Origin of the sequence: Marinobacter sp. (assembly GCF_035268745.1) — a bacterium.
Lineage (GTDB): Bacteria > Pseudomonadota > Gammaproteobacteria > Pseudomonadales > Oleiphilaceae > Marinobacter.
The window spans coordinates 32,397-50,374 of record NZ_DATFKH010000060.1 but is presented as its reverse complement, the minus strand read 5'-3'; the positions used below and the strand labels follow the sequence as shown (position 1 = coordinate 50,374).

Genomic DNA, 17,978 nt, shown 5'->3' with positions numbered 1-17,978 from the left:
GCCGCACAGTAAAGCTGACCGACCCGTCGCTGCGACGCAGGCGGCTTGGTATATTGCTGGTTCTGGCTGCATTCATCCTGCTGATGATCGGAGCGCTGCTGGTCAATGCCCAACTAGGGGATAACCTGAGCCAGCGGTATGCCCCGACCCACCATGCCCTTCTGTATTTCAAGACTGATGTCACGCTGGGCCACCTGTGGCTCGAAGAGCTGCTGCTGGGCAGCTCGCAAACCAGCCTGGAAGAGGTCCGGGCGCTGCACGCCTCCAGCCTTGGCATTCTCGATACGCTGGTGAATGGCGGAGTGATTGATGCTTCATTCTACCAACCGTCGGCTGACCCGGCGCGCCTAAGGCCTTATGTCGAGCTGCGGGACCAGCTTCAGGAACTGCACCGGCTCGCCGAACAGCGTCTTCTGGAAGGACCTTCCGCCGCCGCCGGTTCTGCCGCAGACCAGCGCTACAACAATCTCTTCTACCAGATCATGGACACGGCAAACACGCTGGAAGACCGCATGGCGGCGGCAATGAATGCCGACCTGTCGACATTCAGGGAGATTCAGTACGGGCTGGTGGTCGCCTGTCTGCTGCTGCTGGCAGGCGGCGGCTGGCTGACCTCACACCAGATCACCCGGCTGGGCGCGGAAGTCGAGCAGCGCCGGCGCAGCGAGCGGGAGGCGACACAGGCGTGTGATTCGGCGCGGGCAGCCAACGCCGCCAAGGATCTGCTGCTGGCCAAGGTCAGCCATGAGATCCGCACCCCAATCAGTGCGATTGTCGGCCTGAGCGCCATGTTGCGGGACACCCCGCTGACCAGACAGCAGCGCGACTACCTTCATACGCTCGACTCTGAAACCAATGGCCTGCTGGAGATCGTCGATGACCTGCTGGATGTCTCCCGCGCCACCACGGGCAAGCTGAGCCTGAACCCGGCGCCCTTTGACCTGCGTGCACTGGTTGCTGAAACCTATGGTAACCACCGCCCGCGGGCACTGGAAAAAGGCCTCGATGCTGAGGTGGTACTGGCACCCGGGTTTCCCGCCCAGGTGGTCGGCGACCCGGTGCGCATCCGCCAGGTTCTGCTGAACCTGCTGCGCAACGCCATCAAATTCACCGATAGCGGCTCGGTGCGAGTGGAACTGGCCGGTGATCCCGCATCGCCTGGCGAGACCGCGCAGGCGCTGATCAGCGTCACTGACACCGGCCCGGGGGTTCGCGCCGATCAGCAACAGCGTATCTTCGAGCCCTTCAACCAGGGCGACGATTCGATGACCCGCCGCCACGGCGGCACCGGGCTGGGCCTGGCCATTGTCCGCGAACTTGTTGAACTGATGGATGGCGAGACCGGCCTGGACAGCCAGGAGGGTGTAGGCTCCCGCTTCTGGTTCCGCCTGGCCCTGCCGGTTGTGGCAGCGCCCGAGCCGGCTGCCGACGTTGCCAGGACCGAGGCGGACGGTCTGGAGGGCTGCCGGGTACTGGTGGTGGAAGACCACCCGATTGCCCGCCTGACGGCCGAGCATATGCTCCATGGCCTGGGCTGCGAGGTGGATACCGCCACCGGCGGAGAGGAGGCTCTGGCGGCATGGCGGAAGGACCGCTACGACCTGATCTTGCTGGACTGGCAGATGCCGGATCTGGACGGGCCCCAGGTTGCGGGCATTATCCGCCGCGAAGAGGCGGCTGCCCAGGCGCCGCCGGTGTACATCGTTGCCATGACCGCCAATGCTGGCGGCCGCGAAGAGTGCCTGGCGGCCGGAATGGACGACTACCTGGCCAAACCGACGAAACTGACGGACCTTCGCCGGGCGGTGATGATGGCGAGCACGGCCCGGGCCTGAGGTTCTGACCTGCAGGGATTCCGGGACCCGGTTTACGAACAGGCTCTGGTATTTTAGCTTGAGGACATTATTTGCCTTATTTCAGAGAACAGAAGGAATACAGATCTTTTCATGGCTAGCGAAACCGTCAAAAAAAATGTAATCCGTGTGCTGGTGGTAGACGACCACCCGGTGGTGCGGATGGGCCTTACCATGGCACTGGATGCGCAGCCGGATATCGATGTTGTCGGCGAAGCCAAGGACATTGAGAGCCTGACGGCTCAGGTAACTGCGACCCGGCCCGATGTGATCGTGCTGGACCTGGAACTGGAGCCCGACCGCTGCGCCCTGGCTCACTTGCGCAACCACGGACCGGCCGACGCCCGCGTGATCATCTATTCGGCCCACGAGGAAATCGCCGGGGTTGTGGCAGCGACAAAGCTTGGCATTGAAGGCTATCTGCGCAAGAGCACTGACCCCGGCCAGCTGATCGAGGCGATCCGCTCGGTATACGCCGGCGGCACGGTCTTTGAACCGGCCGTCGCCAGCAAGCTGATGGAAGGGATGAAAACCGAGCGGGAAGCGAAAACCTTCCGGGACGCATTGAGCAAACGTGAACTGCAGGTCCTGCAGCTGGTGGGACTGGGCAAGAGTAATGGCCAGATCGGGGCTACGCTGTTTATCAGCGAGCGCACAGTCAAATTCCATGTCAGTGCCGTGCTGGCGAAACTGGATGTGCGCAACCGCACCGAGGCGATCCTTGCCGCCAATCGCCTTGGCATCCTCGAACCTCCCTCCGAGACCATCTGATCCGGTGGAGTGCCAATGATACCCCTGCTACCCGATCCCCTGGACCCCCGACTGTCGCGCACTATAGAGGGCACTGATGAAACCGGTCAGGGTAAGTCCGTCAGCGTAATCGAGGAACGGCCGCTGACGATCTACCTGAACAGCCAGGAGATCGTCACAGCGATGACTATCGGCGACCACCCGGAATACCTGGCGCTCGGTTTTCTGCTGAATCAGGGCATGCTGAGACCGACCGATCAGGTCACCCGGATTGATTTTGACGAAGAGCTGGAAGTCGTCGTGGTCCGCACTGCGGACGTCACTGACGTAGAAAACAGGCTGGAAAAGAAAACCCGCACGTCAGGCTGCGCCGTGGGCACGGTATTCGGAGACATGATGGCGGGTCTTGACGATCTGGTGTTAGCGGATACACCGGTGCACACCAGTACCTTTTACGAGCTTTCCTACCGGATCAACCATACCCCCAGCCTGTACATGGAAACCGGCGCCATCCATGGCACGGCACTGTGTCAGGACCGCGAAATTCTGGCCTATATGGAGGATGTCGGGCGTCACAACGCGGTCGACAAAATCGCAGGCTGGATGCACCTGAACGGCATCCCGGCCGCAGACAAGGTTCTGTATACCACGGGCCGCCTGACCTCCGAAATGGTGATCAAGACCGCGCTGATGGGAATCCCGACGCTGATCAGCCGCTCAGGCTTTACCGCCTGGGGCGTGGATATTGCCCGGCAGGTCGGGTTGACGCTGATCGGACGGATGCGGGGCAGGAAATTCACCTGTCTCAGTGGCCAGCACCGCCTGGTGTTCGATCAGGATCTGTCGCAGGTTCCGGATGAAGACAGGAAACAGCGTCGGAAGGGGGCGGAACGTGACTGACTGTGCAGTGATTCTGGCCGGCGGCCAGGCAAACCGGATGGGCGGTGGCGACAAGGGCCGGTTGATGCTGGGCGATCAGTCCCTGATCCAGCGCGTCATTCGCCGGATAAGGCCGCAGGTGGGCGCAATTGTCCTCAATGCCAACGGCGACCCGAGTCGTTTTGACGACCTGGGCCTGCCCGTGGTGGCCGACTCTGTCGCGGATTTTCCGGGCCCCCTGGCGGGTGTACTTGCGGGCATGGACTGGGCTGCCGGCCAGGGGTACGAGTGGCTGATCAGTGTTGCCGCCGATACCCCGTCGTTTCCCCTGGATCTGGTTGAACGCCTGGCGGGTTACCACACTCCGGTGGTGTTGGCTGCCACGCCGGATCCGCAACGTGGGCGCCTGCCCCAGCCAACTTTTGGTCGCTGGCAGGTCGCTCTGCGACATGATCTGCGGATCGCCCTCAACGACGGTGTGCGCAAGATCCGGCAATGGACCCAGGCCCGGGGTGAGTCGCTGGCCCTGTTTGACGAGGGCGATTTTTTCAACATTAACACGCCGGAGGACCTGGCCTGGGCACAGGAGCACCTGCAGTGAATGTCATCGGTATCGTGGGCTGGAAGAACTGCGGCAAAACCACCCTGGCCGGCGCGCTGATCCGTGAGCTGTGCCACAGGGGCCTGACCGTCAACTCGATCAAGCATGCCCATCACGGGGTGGATGTGGACCAGCCCGGCACCGACAGCTACCATCATCGTGAGGCTGGCGCCCGGGAAGTCATTCTGGCCGGTGGCCAGCGCTTCGCCATCATGCACGAACTGCGCGGCGCCGGCGAGCCGACACTGGATGAATTGCTGGGGCGGCTGGGCCCGTGCGACTGGGTCGTGGTGGAGGGTTTCAAATCCCATGGCTACCCCAAGATTGAAGTTCACAGGCGGGCCTGCCCCCACGCCCCCCTGTATCCGAACGACGCCAGTATCATCGCAGTGGCGGCGGACTATGCGCCGGACTTTGCGGGCCCCCGCTTTGATCTGAACAATGTATGCGGCCTGGCTGACTTCATGCTGAACCTGGAACAGCCGGGAACCGCATAACCATTGACGGGAGAACCATGAGAGAGCTTCGCAACGACTGCTTTGCCCTGCCCCCCGGCGTGAACTGGACGCCAGTGGCCGAAGCCCTTGAGCGCCTGCGTTCACGGCTGCATCCCGTGGTGGGCGTGGATCGCGCTGTCCCGCTGTCACGGCTGAATGGCCGGATACTGGCCCGCGATATTCATGCCCCGCGCGCCCATCCCCCCAGCCGCAATTCGGCGGTCGATGGCTATGCTCTTGCCGGACCAGTCACCCGGGTTCCCTGCGCCCTGCCCCTGGTTGATGGCCGTAGCGCCGCCGGGGAGCCTTACCTCGGTCAGGTGCCCGAAGGTTACGCTATCAGGATCCTGACCGGAGCGGTCATGCCGGCCGGCACTGACACCGTGGTGCTGGAAGAAGACTGCGAAGTCACAGACCGGCAGCTCCATCTGAACGGCACCCTGAAAGCCGGCGCCAATGCCCGTCAGGCCGGTGAAGATATCAAAGAACAGGATCAGATCCTCGCGGCGGCAACCCGCCTGACGCCTACCCGGATTTCAGTCCTTGCCAGTGTTGGCGTCGAGTCGGTCGATGTCTTTCAGCGGCTTCGCGTCGGAGTCCTGTCTACCGGTGATGAAGTAAAGCCGGTCGGTTCCGCTGTCACTGACTGGCAGATTTACGATGCCAACCGCCCGATGCTGAGTGCCCTGGTGACGCAGCTTGGCTATGAGCTGGTGGACCTGGGCCATGTGCTGGACCGCGCCGGGGACGTCAGGGATGCACTGGCGCGCGGCGCAGAGCAGTGCGACCTGATCCTGACCAGTGGCGGGGTATCCGCAGGGGACGAGGATCATGTGTCAAAAACGCTGAAAGCCCATGGTGAAATCAGTAACTGGCGGATCGCGATCAAACCGGGCCGGCCATTGGCGCTGGCCATGTTTCAGGGCACGCCGGTGGTCGGTCTGCCGGGTAATCCGGTCGCCGCCTGGGTCTGTGCCCTGCGCTTCGGCGCACCGGCGATGGCGCTACTGGCCGGGGGCGAGTGGTTCGAACCCCGGGGCTATGTGATGCCGGCGAACTTCGTCAAGAACAAGAAGCCGGGTCGCAGCGAGATGTTGCGGGCGCGGGTCCGTGACGGGCAGGTGGAGGTTTTCGGCTCTGAGGGTTCGGGACGGGTCACCGGGCTGGCCTGGTCCGAGGGCATGGTGGAACTGGACGAGAGCGCGCAGCTGATAGAGCCGGGGACCCCGGTACGGTTTGTCCCCTACGCCAGCTTTGGCTTGTAACTACTCAACACTGCCGTGCATTGCGAAGGCCTCCAGCGAGGCATCCTGCGGTCCGCGCGAGCGGTAGGTTTCCTCAACGCCCAGCTCGGTCAGGGTCCGGCTGACCATCAGCAGGGTGTTCTCCTCGAAATCCTCACACATGGTGCGCATCTGATCTATTTCTTCGCAGGCCACGGGGTAGGCAGACGCAATATCGGGTGCGCCGTATAAATCAACAAAAGTCTGCGCCAGGGTCTGTCGCAGCTGCTGCAATTCGTTTTCGGTAATCTGGCAGACGCCCACAAAGCTTGCGCGGCCGCCGGATTCAATGCTGTACCAGCCATTGGTAAAGGCCTGCCGTGCCTTGCCCTTCAGATCGGCTTCGGTCCAGTTGGAGAATTCAAACCCGCCAGAGATAGCCCACTCGCCGCTGGGGGCGGGAAGCTCATAGACATTCTCATCGGATACGTCCAGGCGCAGTGTCCGGGCTAGTTTCATACGTGCTCCGCGAATTCAATCAGGCTGATGGTCTCGGTCATTGCACCGTCACGCAATAGCATCCGACCCTTTTCGTCCAGACCGACGAAAACGCCGGGTCTGGGCCTTTCGACTGTTTCACCCAGGGTATCGCAGCGCGGCCGCCACTCCTTATGCAGGCGTTCAAAGCCTTCGTCGAGAAAGTAGGTCAACCATAACAGCGTATGCTTGGACCAGCTCTCCAGCAGTTCCATGGGTACAATGCCGCTGCAGCCTTCTTCCAGCAAGCAGGTTTCATTCGGATTTGTGCCCGGCTCATCACTCTGGGGAATAAACGGCACTTCAATGCCCAGAACCAGCCAGTTCGGCTCCGCTTTGGGGTCGGAAACGTCCGCCGCAAACCGGACTGTGCCGCAAACAGCGCCATTGACCTTGATACGGTCCGGCCATTGGAAGTGCACCGGGACCTCCGGCGGGGCCAGCGCCCCCAGGCTTTCGGCAAGGCCTACCTGGGCCACGTAGACCGCCTGGATGGCATGCTCCAACGGTGTTTCAGGCGCCAGAACCAGCGCCGCCCGCAGCATATCGCCTGCCTCGGAATAAAAAATCGTACCCGACTCCACTCCGGCGATGGCGCGGCTCACCGCTTTTTCAAAAGGGTCCATATTGTGGGGCACCACTTCGCCCGACAGCAGCGGGGGGAACTGGGGTGCTTCGATCATTGAATCGCCCTTGCATAAACTTCAGAAGCGACCACTTCATCGGCAATACGCTGGAAAGCCTTGGCCTGCAGGCTTTCGGGCTTCGATACCACAATCGGTACACCGCCGTCTGAACCAATACGAATATCAAGATCCAGCGGAATTTCTCCCAGAAAGGGTGCTCCAATCTTTTCGGCTTCAGTCCGGGCGCCGCCGGACCCGAACGGGTGATGCTCTTTACCACAGCCATCGCAGACAAAGGAGGCCATGTTCTCAATCAGGCCAAACAGCGGCACTTCCATCCGCTTGAACATGTCCATGCCCTTGCGCGCATCCATCAGGGCGATGTCCTGGGGGGTCGAAACGATAACCGCACCCGCTACAAAGAATTTCTGACTGAGGGTCATCTGGACATCACCGGTGCCGGGCGGAAGGTCCACCAGCAGCACATCCAGTCTGCCCCAGTCCACCTGGTTCATCATCTGCTCCAGGGCTCCCATCAGCATCGGGCCGCGCCAGACAATGGCCTCGCCGTCAGGGGCCATCAGGCCCAGCGACATCAACGTCACCCCGTGGTTGCGCAAGGGCAGGATCGTGCTGCCATCCGGGCTGGACGGACGACCAGACACCCCCAGCATGCGCGGCTGGCTGGGGCCATAGACGTCGGCGTCCAGAAGACCGACTTTCAGGCCTTTGGAGGCCAGCGCCACAGCCAGGTTGGAGGCAACGGTCGATTTGCCCACGCCGCCTTTGCCCGAGGCGATGGCAATGATTCTATCAATGCCTTTTGGATTCTTGTCCTGGGGCCGGGGCGCATCGGTACCAATCAGATTGGGCTTCCCGGCATCAACGTATTCAACCATGCTGTATCCTGTTTTAGCTGTCTAGATAGTCGTCACTGGTTCGAACCCGCGGACGCTGACCAGCGGCCATCGGCGAGTTGTCACCGTGGTACTGCGCTTTGACGCGACAGTCATCACACATTTTAATCAACTGCACGTTATCAGAGTTGGTGTACATCCAGTGCAGGTTTTCCAGTTTCTCAACGATGCGGTTGATGGTGCTGGCGACGCCAAAGGGTCTGCCACACTGGACGCATTCAAACGGTTCCTCGCCATGCAGTGCGTGGGGACTGAGCGCATCCTTCGACAGATCCAGTTGGGGTTTGAGGGTGATGGCCGTTTCCGGACAGGTGCTCTCGCAGATGCCGCACTGGACGCAGGCGTTTTCCGTAAACTGAACCTCCGGCCGGTCCGGATGGTCGCCCAGGGCACCGGTAGGACACAGCGATACGCAGGCCAGACAGAGCGTGCATTTGTCGGCATTGATTTCAATCGCACCGTAAGGTGCACCTGCCGGCAGGGAGATCGGCGTTTCGATCCGGTCGGCCATCGCGGCGGCCGTGACCCGGGTGATGTCACGGCGACCACCGACCAGTAACACCGGTTCGCTCACTCGCCCGGCGTTATCCCCGGCTTCGCCAAGTTCTTCGGCGGCGATCACCCGGACCCGGCCGGGAGAGTTGCCGGTGCCCTTCAGCATGGCCTGGGCCAGTTCGACTTCAGCGGTAACCGCAAGACGGTCCGCCTTGTTGTCCGCCAGGATCAGGACTTCGGCATAGCCCGCTCCGAAGCCGGCCATTATCTCGGCGTGGCCGATACGGTCGACATGCTCCAGCCCGAAGGGAAGCAGGTCGTCCGCCAGACCTTCGTAATAGCGTGCCAGAAAGGTAATGGCGTCAGCACCGGTGCCCAGGGTATGAAAAACCAGGCGCGGGGCTTCGCCGGTATGCTCGCGATAGGTTCGGGCCATTACCTCCATCACTTTGGTAACGGCCTCGAACGGGGTCTCGTTCATGGTGACGGCTGACGTCGGGCAGACCGCAGCGCAGGAACCGCAGCCGGCACAGATGTCGGAATCAATCTGAACCGTGTCGCCGAAGGAGAATATGGCCCCGGTCGGGCAGACATCGAGACAGCGCGTACAACCCGGCCTGTTGGCCCGGGAATGCGCGCACAGGGATTCCTCAAGGTTGAAATAGACGGTTTTCTCGAATTCCCCGGCCCGTTCCCGGGCCGTCAGGGCGATTCTCTCAAGTTCTCCGGATTTCGTCGGGTCGGCCCAGAAATAACCGTTGCGTTTCTCGTGGCTGGGAAACGCCGGAGCACCTCCGCGAAGGTCAATAAACACATCGCATTCGCTGCGCGCCGTGGCCTGAACCTCACCGTAGCCGAGTTCCCCGCGGCCTGCCGGATGCAGCGTTTGCAGCCCCTGAAACGCCAGCTTGAAATTGCCCAACGCACCGTAGGCCGATGTCAGTTGGCCCTTCGCCACATCGTAATCGGCCGAGGGAAGCTGTACCGGCCCGGCATCGCTGACCACACAGGTAACGCCCAGCTGATCCTGCACCAGCCCGGCCATTCGAACCGCCTGCTCGGTGGGCCCGACAATACAGCATACGCCGTCAGACTGGATGGTTTTCGCCGGAGCCATGGGCGCTGGCAACTGGGCCGCGGCCAGCAGGGCAGCCTGCTTTCCGTGCAAGCGCCTGGGGTCGGCTTTGGGCGAGCTCCAGCCGGCGCGATCCCGAATATCGATCGTGCTGAAAGGCGCGGTGTGGTGAGTTTCAGCCTGAATTTCCTCACCCAGTCGTTCAAACAGGGCTGCCTGCTGACCACAGGCAATAAGCACTTCGCTGTCTCCGCCAAGGTGCTCGGCTGCTTTGTTGATGTCTTTGACACACAGCTCATTTACCGCGAAAACCTGATCGGCCGCCGCGGCAGCCTTCAGTGATTCGGGGTCGAGGGTCTGGGTTTTATCGCACGAGCACAGTAATAAAGTCTTTTTTGCGGGCATCGGAACTTTGACTCTGTTGGTTGTTCTTATACGTATAAACCGGTGTAACTGTTCAACGAGCATGCCACAGCCGGTCTTTCTTGGACAGATGGATAATTGGATAATTCCCCGAGCCCTGCTAGCTTCAACAAAGAATAAAATCAGAGAACAGGTATGAGCAGTCGCACACAGAGCTGGAAACGAGAATTACAGGTCGGTGCAGTGGTGCGCCAGAAACCCGGCGCGACCCGGTGGGCAAAACACGTCTGGAAGCCCGTCGCCATCATTCCCGGAGCACCCGACGCTTTCTGGAAAGAACTGGTTCGCGAGGGCGACGTGGTTGACTACCACGCCGGCACCGTAACCATGGAACTTTTCCGCGCCGATGTGGAAGCCTACCTGGTGTCTCTTAACCTTACCGTTCCTTCAGTCTGGGTCATCCTTGACCAGGACGAGGCGAACGATTCCCCTTCCGGCTGGGTGGTAAGCGCCGTTACTGCCAGCGCCTATGAGGCGCAGGATGCCCTGGACAGCGGTGAAAACATTGTTGAGGCGGTGCCCATTCCCGCAACACTGGCGGCCTGGATCAAAGAATTTGTCGATATGCATTATATCGAGGAGCCCTTCAAGAAACGCCGCCGCAAGAATGACATCGAAGGCATCGAAGGCGGCAAAGGCGATCCCCGCATACGCCAGGTGAGCGATGTCTTCCGCCCGCCCACCAACACCAGAAAACCAGGGGTGCATTGATGACTGAATCACGTTTGCAGCGCTGGGCAAGAAAGAAAGCCGAGATCCGACAAGGCGCCGAGCCATCATCCCGGGCTCTGGCTCAGCCTGTTGAGGCCAGCCCGGAAGCCAGTTCCGCCGAACAGGAACTGGCTGTCAATCAGGACCTGCCAGAGCAGGAAATTCTCGCCAAGTACAACCTTCCCGACCCGGACGCCCTGGAACAGGGTACCGACATCACGGGTTTTCTGCGCCAGGAGATTCCGGAGTTTCTGAGACGCAAGGCCCTTCGTTCCCTGTGGCGTTCCAATCCCATATTCGGGATTCTGGACGGGCTGAATGAATACGACGAAGATTTTTCAAAAGTTACCACACCCATTGGCGGAATAAAGACGGCTTACAAGGTAGGCAAAGGGGGCTTCCTTGACCTGGAGAAACGCGAACGGGAGCGCCAGGAAAGGGCTCTCGAGGCAGATTCCTCCGATGACACCGTCAGGCTGTCTGATCCAGAGCAGTCCGAGGCGCTTGATGAGAGCATCGACGAAGAAGAACCGGCACCAGAGAGCACAGAGGTAGCCGCAGCCGCAGCAGAACCAGAGGTTCTGATACAACCCGAGTCAGCAGTAGCCGACGCGGAATCTCCGGCGCCGCGATTCCGCCCGAGGATGCAATTCGAGAGTGAATAATCCAGAATGAAATTGATCCAGAACCGTGGATCGACTATATAGATAGAAGTACCCACGCAATTAAAACAAAAATTAGGAACAGCGCTTTGGTCAACACCGCGGAAGTTCAGTGCCCGAAATCGATTACCGAAGAGGATCGTGCCCGGGCCCAGATGTATCAGTTATTGGGTGCCTTGCTTGGTTCCCCGCCCTCTGCTGAACTTTTATCCGGCCTTGCCACCTTAAAGGGTGATGACTCGTCCCTCGGTTCAGCTTCAAAGCAGCTCGCCGCGCTTGCGGCGCGAACGTCACCAGAGATTTCCGAGCGCGAGTACCACAACCTCTTCGTTGGTCTTGGCCGCGGTGAGCTCCTGCCCTATGCCAGCTACTACCTGACCGGATTTCTGAACGAGAAGCCCCTGGCCGTATTGCGAACCGACCTTATGAAACGTGGCATTAAAGCCAGCGACGACGTCAAGGAGCCAGAAGACCACATTGGTACGCTCTGTGAGGTCATGGCGGGCATCATCACCGGCGAATTTCCCTGCGACAGCGACGTAGCCTCGCAGAAAGCTTTTTTTGACGCCCACATGAAGAAGTGGGCGGAATTGTTTTTCAGTGATTTGGAGAAAGCGCAATCGGCGGTTTTCTATGGCCCTGTCGGTTCCCTCGGGAAAGCCTTCATGGCCGTTGAGGCCGAAGCATTTGCGATTCAGTAACCGGGGTCGACCTGATCCCAAAACCAGGTGGAGGAGTCCCATGGACAATCCGAAAGGCGAAAGTCGCCGTCGTTTCTTGCGGTTGGCAGCAGCCGCAGGTCCGGCTGCAGTCGCGATGACCATTGCACCAAATGCCGCAGCCGGGGTGGTAAAAGACACCACGAAAAAAAGCAGTGGCATGCGTGAGACAGAACACACGCGCAAGTATATGGAATCCGCTCGCTTTTAGGGATTGGCTGCTATCCAGGGTTGCGTGATGCTCCTGGATGGCTGCGGTTCCGAAGAACGAGAATAATAAAAGAGAGAGGTACTCAAAATGTTAAGAAAGAAAACCAACGGGGTAGCGAAAGGCTCCCGTGCGGGATCTTTGCTTTCCTCCCTCGCTGCTAAGACCATGGACCGCCGCGGATTTCTGGCGGCCTCAGGTGTTACAGTGGGCGGCCTCGCGGCACTATCCCTGACCTCCAATCGGGTACAGGCAGCTACTCCTTCATCCGGCGGTGGCGAAGTCGAAGTCAGGAAAACGGTATGCACGCACTGTTCGGTCGGCTGTACGGTAGAAGCCGAAGTTCAGAACGGTGTCTGGACGGGCCAGGAGCCGGGGTGGGACAGTCCTTTCAATATGGGCGCCCACTGTGCCAAAGGTGCTTCTGTGCGTGAGCATGCGCACGGTGAACGTCGCCTCAAAACCCCGATGAAGATGGTTAACGGCGAGTGGAAGAAGATTTCCTGGGACACGGCGATCAACGAAATCGGCGACAAGATGCTGCAGATCCGCAAGGAAAGCGGACCCGATTCAGTCTACTGGCTGGGCAGCGCCAAACACAGCAATGAACAGGCGTATCTGTTCCGGAAGTTTGCTGCCTACTGGGGCACCAACAATGTTGATCACCAGGCCCGTATCTGTCACTCCACCACGGTGGCCGGCGTAGCGAACACCTGGGGCTACGGCGCAATGACCAACTCGTACAACGACATTCACAAGTCCCAGGCGATCTTCCTGATCGGCGGCAACCCCGCAGAGGCCCACCCGGTATCGTTGTTGCACATCCTCAAAGCAAAGGAAGAAAACAACGCACCACTGATCGTGTGCGATCCGCGTTTCACGCGCACCGCAGCCCATGCGGACGAATATGTGCGGTTCCGCCCGGGTTCAGACGTAGCCCTGGTGTGGGGAATCCTCTGGCACATTTTTGAGAATGGCTGGGAAGATCGAGAGTTCATCCGTACCCGCGTCTGGGGCATGGACCAGATCCGCGATGAAGTGAAGCGCTGGAATCCTGCCGAAGTCGAGCGCGTCACCGGCGCGCCGGGCGCCCAGCTGGAGCGCGTTGCACGCACCCTGGCAAATAACCGCCCGGGCACGGTCATCTGGTGCATGGGTGGTACCCAGCACACCAACGGCAACAACAACACCCGTGCCTACTGTATTCTCCAGCTGGCTCTGGGCAATATGGGCACAGCCGGTGGTGGCACCAACATCTTCCGCGGTCACGACAACGTGCAGGGTGCTACCGACCTTGGCGTACTGGCCAACACCCTGCCGGGTTACTACGGCCTCGCCGCCGGTTCCTGGGCCCATTGGGCGCGGGTGTGGGAAGAAGACCTGGATTGGCTGAAGGGTCGTTTTGACACCCTCGACAGAAATGGCAAGTCCAAGGCCATGATGAATGAAAAGGGCATTCCGGTCTCGCGCTGGATTGACGGTGTTCTGGAAGCCAAGGAAAACCTTGAGCAGCCGGACAATACCCGCGCCATGGTCTTGTGGGGCCACGCGCCCAACTCCCAGACCCGTATGCTGGAAATGAAGGAAGCCATGGAGAAGCTCGACCTGCTGGTCGTTGTGGATCCCTTCCCCACGGTCTCCGCCGTGCTGCATGACCGGAAAGAAGGCGCTTACCTGCTGCCAACCACCACCCAGTTCGAGACCCGCGGTTCGGTGACGGCATCAAACCGTTCGTTGCAGTGGCGGGAAAAAGTGGTTGAGCCGCTGTTCGACTCCAAGGTTGACCACACCATCATCAAGCTGTTCGCGGACAAGTTCGGTTTCACCGACCGCATGTTCAAGAACATCGCGATCGAAGGTGACGAGCCGAATGTCGAGGACATTACCCGCGAATTCAATCGTGGCATGTGGACAATCGGCTATACCGGCCAGTCCCCGGAGCGAATGAAAAAGCACATGAAATACCAGCATCACTTCGACAGGACCACATTGCGTGCTAATGGCGGACCCTGTGACGGTGATATCTACGGCATGCCATGGCCGTCCTGGGGAACCGCAGAGATGAACCATCCCGGGACACCGAACCTCTACGACATGTCGTTGCCGGTTTCCGAGGGTGGCCTGACCTTCCGCGCCCGCTTTGGTGTTGAGCGCGATGGCGACAACCTGTTGGCTGAAGGTGTCTACTCGAAGAACTCCGAGATCAAGGACGGCTACCCGGAATTCACCATGCAGATGCTGATGGATCTGGGCTGGGACAAGGACCTGACTGCCGAGGAACGTGCCAGCATTGAAGCTGTTGCGGGCCCTAAAACCAACTGGAAGACCGACCTTTCCGGCGGTATTCAGCGAGTGGCGATCAAGCACGAGTGTGCACCCTTCGGCAACGCCAAGGCGCGCGCTGTGGTCTGGAACTTCCCGGATCCGGTGCCCATTCACCGCGAGCCCCTGTACACCAACAGGCGTGATCTCGTCGAAGACTATCCGACCTACGAGGATAAGTCCTTCTGGCGAGTACCGACTATGTACAAGTCGATCCAGAAAGACGACTTCAGCAAGGAGTTCCCGATAATCCTCACCTCCGGCCGTCTGGTCGAATACGAAGGTGGTGGTGACGAGACCCGCTCCAACCCATGGCTGGCAGAATTGCAGCAGGATATGTTCATCGAGGTGAATCCGCGCGATGCGAACAACCTGAACATCCGTGACGGCAATGACGTCTGGGTCGCCGGGCCTGAAGGCGGTCGGATCAAGGTAAAAGCAATGATCACCGAGCGCGTCGGCGAAGGCGTTGCCTTCATGCCGTTCCACTTCGGCGGACATCTGGAAGGCAAGTCTCTGAGGAATAAATATCCCCAGGGCGCCGATCCGATTGTCCTGGGTGAATCCACTAACGTTGTTCAAACATACGGGTATGACTCGGTCACGCAGATGCAAGAGACCAAAGCCACCCTGTGTTCGATTATGCCGGCATAACAAGAGGTGTAGACCATGGCACTTGAAGGACAAGCACGAGCAAAATTCCTTTGCGACGCCGAGCGCTGCATCGAATGTAATGCCTGCGTAACGGCCTGTAAGAACGAGCATGAGGTTCCCTGGGGTATAAACCGTCGACGGGTGGTAACCATCGAAGACGGCAAGCCCGGCGAGCGCTCAATATCGGTAGCCTGCATGCACTGTTCAGACGCGCCCTGTATGGCCGTCTGTCCGGTGGACTGCTTCTACCAGACCGAAGACGGAATAGTGTTGCACTCCAAGGATCTGTGCATCGGTTGTGGCTATTGCTTCTACGCCTGCCCCTTTGGCGCGCCCCAGTTCCCCCAGGCGGGCAACTTCGGCAGCCGGGGCAAGATGGACAAATGCACTTTCTGTGCAGGTGGTCCGGAAGAAGACACTTCCAATGTGGAGTTCCAGAAATACGGTCGCAACCGTATTGCGGAGGGCAAACTGCCAATCTGTGCGGAAATGTGCTCGACCAAAGCTTTGTTGGCCGGTGATGGCGACGAAGTGGCGGACATCTATCGCCAGCGTGTGGTGAACCGTGGTTTCGGTGCCGGCGCCTGGGGATGGGGCACAGCCTACCAGAAGAAGGGCGCCTGAATCAGCCTGCCGGTTCCGGGGCCTTCGGGCCTCGGAATTCATTGAGGCAATGCATGCTTTCCGTTGATTCCGTTGGAGTGCTCCCATGAATTTTAAACTGTTCGGTGCCGTCGTGTTCGCACTGACGACGCTGATGCTGAGTTCTGCCCTGGCGGACGAGGCTCCCGCAATTGATCGTTCTGCTACCGGGGGCGCCCAGACCCTTGAAGACATCATGGCCCGTCAGAAGCAGTTGGAAGTTGACGAGTCCTTTCGTACCGAGGAGCTGGAGGATCCAGCTGATCCACCCCCGATTACCGGGCCGTTGGGGGCACAGGGCGGAAGCTCTGTCGCTGTCGACTATCGCGCCATTCGCTACAACAGGATTGACCCCACTACCCAGGTACGGACTCCTGCGGCCGATGTCCTGATCCAGGATGGCGGCATGCCGTGGTATAAATTAAGGGAAGGACCGCTCATCAGCTATGGCGGTGGCGCAATCCTGGGCTTCCTGCTGTTGCTGGTGGTGTTCTACTTTGTTCGCGGCAAAATCAGGATCCACGGTGGCCCTGCAGGCACCAAGATTCAGCGATTCAAGGCCATTGAACGTTTTGGTCACTGGTTGCTGGCCGGCTCATTTATCGCCCTGGCGTTAACGGGTCTGGTCACGCTGATGGGGCGCAGTTTTCTGATCCCGGTTATCGGGCACGAGCTCTATTCCGATCTGGCGATCGGCTCCAAGTGGGTTCACAACAATATTGCCTGGTCCTTTATGCTGGGCCTGTTGCTGACGTTCGTGATGTGGGTAGCCCATAATATCCCCAACCGGCTGGACTGGCAGTGGCTGAAGGCGGGCGGCGGGCTTTTTACCGACTCGCATCCTTCATCAAAAAAGTTCAACGCCGGTCAGAAAATTATTTTCTGGGCCACGATGATACTGGGCGTTTCCGTCTCTTTGTCGGGCCTGTCGCTGTTGTTTCCGTTTCAGATGCCGATGTTTGCCGGAACCTTTGAAGTCGTGAACGGCATTCTGGGGACGGATTTGCCGACCGTTCTGGCGCCCCACGAAGAGATGCAGCTGTCCAACATCTGGCACTCGATTGTGGCGTTCCTGATGATGGTGGTCATTCTCGCCCATATCTATATCGGCTCGGTGGGTATGGAAGGTGCATTCGATGCCATGGGTAACGGTCAGGTTGATCTGGAGTGGGCACGGCAGCACCACGATCTGTGGGTAGAAGAGGTTCAGGCCAGACAGGGCAAAGGAGGATCATCGTGAAAGTCATGCTTTTGGGATTTGCCGCGGCCCTGGTGATCGCCACTCTCGTCCCGGTTGTTCTGGAACAGTTCGGGTGGTCCTCGGCCGAGCAATACAGCAGTGAGAACGTACGGCTTGACTGATCAGTCAGTTGCAGGTCAGGAGGCACACGAGATCGACGCTGTCGGTCTGGTGTGCCCTCTGCCCATTCTGCGCCTGAAAAAGCGCACCCGAGATCTGCCTGGCGGTACCCGGGTGGAGTTTCTGACCGATGACCCCAGTGGCAGCCGGGACCTGCAGACACTGTGTGAGCTGACGGGGCACAGGATCGAATGGGTCCGCGAAGAGAATGCCGGCGTCCTGCGCTACCGGATCTGTCTGGCATAGATATCCCCGGAAGCAATCCCTTCCGCGCCCGCAGCAGGCCATTGCCAGATACGCTATCCCGGGTTGGCGCAGGGTCAGCCGCCGCAACCACTCTCGCGCCCAGCGCGGCAAACGCAGAACTCCGGGCATTGACGGGCCGCAAAAACTGAGTAGCCTGAAGGCTGACAATTTGTCTGATGTAACCCACCCTGACCTCAGGAGCGATTATTATGCCCGTAGAAAAACACGACCTGGTTCACGAAATACCCGAATCAAAAGCGGCCATTCATCATCTGAAAATCAACGACCACCATTTCCGCAATCTGTTTGACGAGTACCACGAAGTGGAACATGAAGTTCACCGCTATGAGGCCGGCGCAGAGAACACCTCGGACGAACACCTGGAAGACCTCAAAAAGCAGCGACTCCATCTCAAGGATCAGCTGTTTCACATAATTCGCGAATACGAGTCTGCAAATCCGGAGTAAAGCCGGGCCTGACGCCAGTCCGGGCGCTCATCGCCAGCCCCGGACTTACTAATCCATGCGTAAGCAAGCGGACAGATCTTTCCAGAACACGCCGTAAATACATCCCTGTCC

Annotated in this window: 20 protein-coding genes; 16 read left to right on the top strand and 4 right to left on the bottom strand. The window is 59.6% G+C overall.

Translation table 11 applies throughout. From position 1 onward, the window contains the following. The 6 genes from VJ956_RS05875 to VJ956_RS05850 all read left to right on the top strand — a co-directional run. The coding region (locus tag VJ956_RS05875; protein ID WP_324082732.1) for an ATP-binding protein at positions 1-1,835 on the top strand (1,835 nt) is incomplete at its 5' end. 111 nt (positions 1,836-1,946) lie between these two features. Beyond that, positions 1,947-2,624, top strand: a complete 678-nt coding sequence (locus tag VJ956_RS05870) for a response regulator transcription factor (RefSeq protein WP_324082730.1) — start codon at positions 1,947-1,949, stop codon at positions 2,622-2,624. A gap of 15 nt (positions 2,625-2,639) precedes the next feature. Beyond that, the gene (gene fdhD, locus VJ956_RS05865) at positions 2,640-3,503 is read left to right on the top strand and encodes a formate dehydrogenase accessory sulfurtransferase FdhD (protein ID WP_324082728.1); all 864 of its coding nucleotides are present in this window, start codon (positions 2,640-2,642) and stop codon (positions 3,501-3,503) included. Further along, the gene (mobA, locus tag VJ956_RS05860) at positions 3,496-4,083 is read left to right on the top strand and encodes a molybdenum cofactor guanylyltransferase MobA (RefSeq protein WP_324082726.1); all 588 of its coding nucleotides are present in this window, start codon (positions 3,496-3,498) and stop codon (positions 4,081-4,083) included. Before fdhD ends, mobA begins: the two co-directional genes overlap by 8 nt. Continuing rightward, positions 4,080-4,580: a molybdopterin-guanine dinucleotide biosynthesis protein B gene (gene mobB, locus VJ956_RS05855; protein ID WP_324082724.1), complete on the top strand. Its 501-nt coding sequence runs from the start codon at positions 4,080-4,082 to the stop codon at positions 4,578-4,580. Before mobA ends, mobB begins: the two co-directional genes overlap by 4 nt. 17 nt (positions 4,581-4,597) lie before the next feature. Continuing rightward, positions 4,598-5,845, top strand: coding sequence for a molybdopterin-binding protein (locus tag VJ956_RS05850; RefSeq protein ID WP_324082722.1), 1,248 nt, complete (start codon positions 4,598-4,600; stop codon positions 5,843-5,845). Here VJ956_RS05850 and VJ956_RS05845 read toward each other — a convergent pair whose 3' ends face one another. From VJ956_RS05845 to VJ956_RS05830, 4 genes are read right to left on the bottom strand one after another with little or no spacing between them, the layout of a single operon-like run. Beyond that, complete coding sequence (locus VJ956_RS05845) at positions 5,846-6,322, bottom strand: DUF6505 family protein (protein ID WP_324082720.1); 477 nt, start codon at positions 6,320-6,322, stop codon at positions 5,846-5,848. Continuing rightward, positions 6,319-7,023 carry a biotin/lipoate--protein ligase family protein gene (locus VJ956_RS05840; protein WP_324082718.1) on the bottom strand — a complete coding sequence of 235 codons (705 nt, stop codon included), beginning with the start codon at positions 7,021-7,023 and terminating at the stop codon, positions 6,319-6,321. Before VJ956_RS05840 ends, VJ956_RS05845 begins: the two co-directional genes overlap by 4 nt. Beyond that, the gene (locus tag VJ956_RS05835) at positions 7,020-7,865 is read right to left on the bottom strand and encodes an Mrp/NBP35 family ATP-binding protein (RefSeq protein WP_324082716.1); all 846 of its coding nucleotides are present in this window, start codon (positions 7,863-7,865) and stop codon (positions 7,020-7,022) included. The genes VJ956_RS05840 and VJ956_RS05835 overlap by 4 nt, the downstream gene beginning before the upstream one ends. A 13-nt stretch (positions 7,866-7,878) precedes the next feature. Further along, positions 7,879-9,858, bottom strand: coding sequence for a 4Fe-4S binding protein (locus VJ956_RS05830; RefSeq protein WP_324082714.1), 1,980 nt, complete (start codon positions 9,856-9,858; stop codon positions 7,879-7,881). A gap of 153 nt (positions 9,859-10,011) precedes the next feature. Here VJ956_RS05830 and VJ956_RS05825 point away from each other — a divergent pair, with 153 nt between their 5' ends. The 10 genes from VJ956_RS05825 (at position 10,012) to VJ956_RS05780 (ending at position 17,867) form a co-directional block, all read left to right on the top strand. Continuing rightward, positions 10,012-10,587 (top strand): DUF3305 domain-containing protein, encoded by a 576-nt coding sequence (locus VJ956_RS05825; protein ID WP_324082712.1) that lies wholly within the window; start codon positions 10,012-10,014, stop codon positions 10,585-10,587. Further along, entirely contained in the window at positions 10,587-11,252 is a 666-nt protein-coding gene (locus VJ956_RS05820) for a DUF3306 domain-containing protein (RefSeq protein WP_324082710.1), read from the top strand. Before VJ956_RS05825 ends, VJ956_RS05820 begins: the two co-directional genes overlap by 1 nt. 86 nt (positions 11,253-11,338) lie before the next feature. Then, positions 11,339-11,950, top strand: coding sequence for a TorD/DmsD family molecular chaperone (locus VJ956_RS05815; RefSeq protein WP_324082708.1), 612 nt, complete (start codon positions 11,339-11,341; stop codon positions 11,948-11,950). A 40-nt stretch (positions 11,951-11,990) separates the two neighbouring features. After that, entirely contained in the window at positions 11,991-12,179 is a 189-nt protein-coding gene (locus VJ956_RS05810) for a hypothetical protein (RefSeq protein WP_324082705.1), read from the top strand. A gap of 87 nt (positions 12,180-12,266) precedes the next feature. After that, on the top strand, positions 12,267-15,152 hold the full coding sequence (locus tag VJ956_RS05805) for a formate dehydrogenase subunit alpha (RefSeq protein ID WP_324082703.1): 2,886 nt from the start codon (positions 12,267-12,269) through the stop codon (positions 15,150-15,152). A 15-nt stretch (positions 15,153-15,167) separates the two neighbouring features. After that, complete coding sequence (gene fdh3B / locus VJ956_RS05800; RefSeq protein WP_324082702.1) at positions 15,168-15,776, top strand: formate dehydrogenase FDH3 subunit beta; 609 nt, start codon at positions 15,168-15,170, stop codon at positions 15,774-15,776. An 85-nt stretch (positions 15,777-15,861) separates the two neighbouring features. Beyond that, on the top strand, positions 15,862-17,034 hold the full coding sequence (locus tag VJ956_RS05795; RefSeq protein WP_324082699.1) for a formate dehydrogenase subunit gamma: 1,173 nt from the start codon (positions 15,862-15,864) through the stop codon (positions 17,032-17,034). After that, positions 17,031-17,156 (top strand): hypothetical protein, encoded by a 126-nt coding sequence (locus VJ956_RS05790; RefSeq protein ID WP_324082738.1) that lies wholly within the window; start codon positions 17,031-17,033, stop codon positions 17,154-17,156. Before VJ956_RS05795 ends, VJ956_RS05790 begins: the two co-directional genes overlap by 4 nt. Continuing rightward, on the top strand, positions 17,149-17,400 hold the full coding sequence (locus tag VJ956_RS05785; protein ID WP_324082697.1) for a sulfurtransferase TusA family protein: 252 nt from the start codon (positions 17,149-17,151) through the stop codon (positions 17,398-17,400). The genes VJ956_RS05790 and VJ956_RS05785 overlap by 8 nt, the downstream gene beginning before the upstream one ends. Positions 17,401-17,609: 209 nt before the next feature. Beyond that, positions 17,610-17,867 carry a YdcH family protein gene (locus VJ956_RS05780; protein WP_324082695.1) on the top strand — a complete coding sequence of 86 codons (258 nt, stop codon included), beginning with the start codon at positions 17,610-17,612 and terminating at the stop codon, positions 17,865-17,867. Positions 17,868-17,978: the final 111 nt, after the last annotated feature.

Coding starts and splice junctions, on each gene's coding strand:
- VJ956_RS05820 (WP_324082710.1), top strand. CDS start 10,587: ATGACTGAATCACGTTTGCAGCGCTGGGCAAGAAAGAAAGCCGAGATC.
- VJ956_RS05825 (WP_324082712.1), top strand. CDS start 10,012: ATGAGCAGTCGCACACAGAGCTGGAAACGAGAATTACAGGTCGGTGCA.
- VJ956_RS05845 (WP_324082720.1), bottom strand. CDS start 6,322: ATGAAACTAGCCCGGACACTGCGCCTGGACGTATCCGATGAGAATGTC.
- VJ956_RS05835 (WP_324082716.1), bottom strand. CDS start 7,865: ATGGTTGAATACGTTGATGCCGGGAAGCCCAATCTGATTGGTACCGAT.
- fdh3B (WP_324082702.1), top strand. CDS start 15,168: ATGGCACTTGAAGGACAAGCACGAGCAAAATTCCTTTGCGACGCCGAG.
- VJ956_RS05795 (WP_324082699.1), top strand. CDS start 15,862: ATGAATTTTAAACTGTTCGGTGCCGTCGTGTTCGCACTGACGACGCTG.
- VJ956_RS05830 (WP_324082714.1), bottom strand. CDS start 9,858: ATGCCCGCAAAAAAGACTTTATTACTGTGCTCGTGCGATAAAACCCAG.
- VJ956_RS05805 (WP_324082703.1), top strand. CDS start 12,267: ATGTTAAGAAAGAAAACCAACGGGGTAGCGAAAGGCTCCCGTGCGGGA.
- VJ956_RS05780 (WP_324082695.1), top strand. CDS start 17,610: ATGCCCGTAGAAAAACACGACCTGGTTCACGAAATACCCGAATCAAAA.
- fdhD (WP_324082728.1), top strand. CDS start 2,640: ATGATACCCCTGCTACCCGATCCCCTGGACCCCCGACTGTCGCGCACT.
- VJ956_RS05870 (WP_324082730.1), top strand. CDS start 1,947: ATGGCTAGCGAAACCGTCAAAAAAAATGTAATCCGTGTGCTGGTGGTA.
- VJ956_RS05810 (WP_324082705.1), top strand. CDS start 11,991: ATGGACAATCCGAAAGGCGAAAGTCGCCGTCGTTTCTTGCGGTTGGCA.
- VJ956_RS05850 (WP_324082722.1), top strand. CDS start 4,598: ATGAGAGAGCTTCGCAACGACTGCTTTGCCCTGCCCCCCGGCGTGAAC.
- VJ956_RS05840 (WP_324082718.1), bottom strand. CDS start 7,023: ATGATCGAAGCACCCCAGTTCCCCCCGCTGCTGTCGGGCGAAGTGGTG.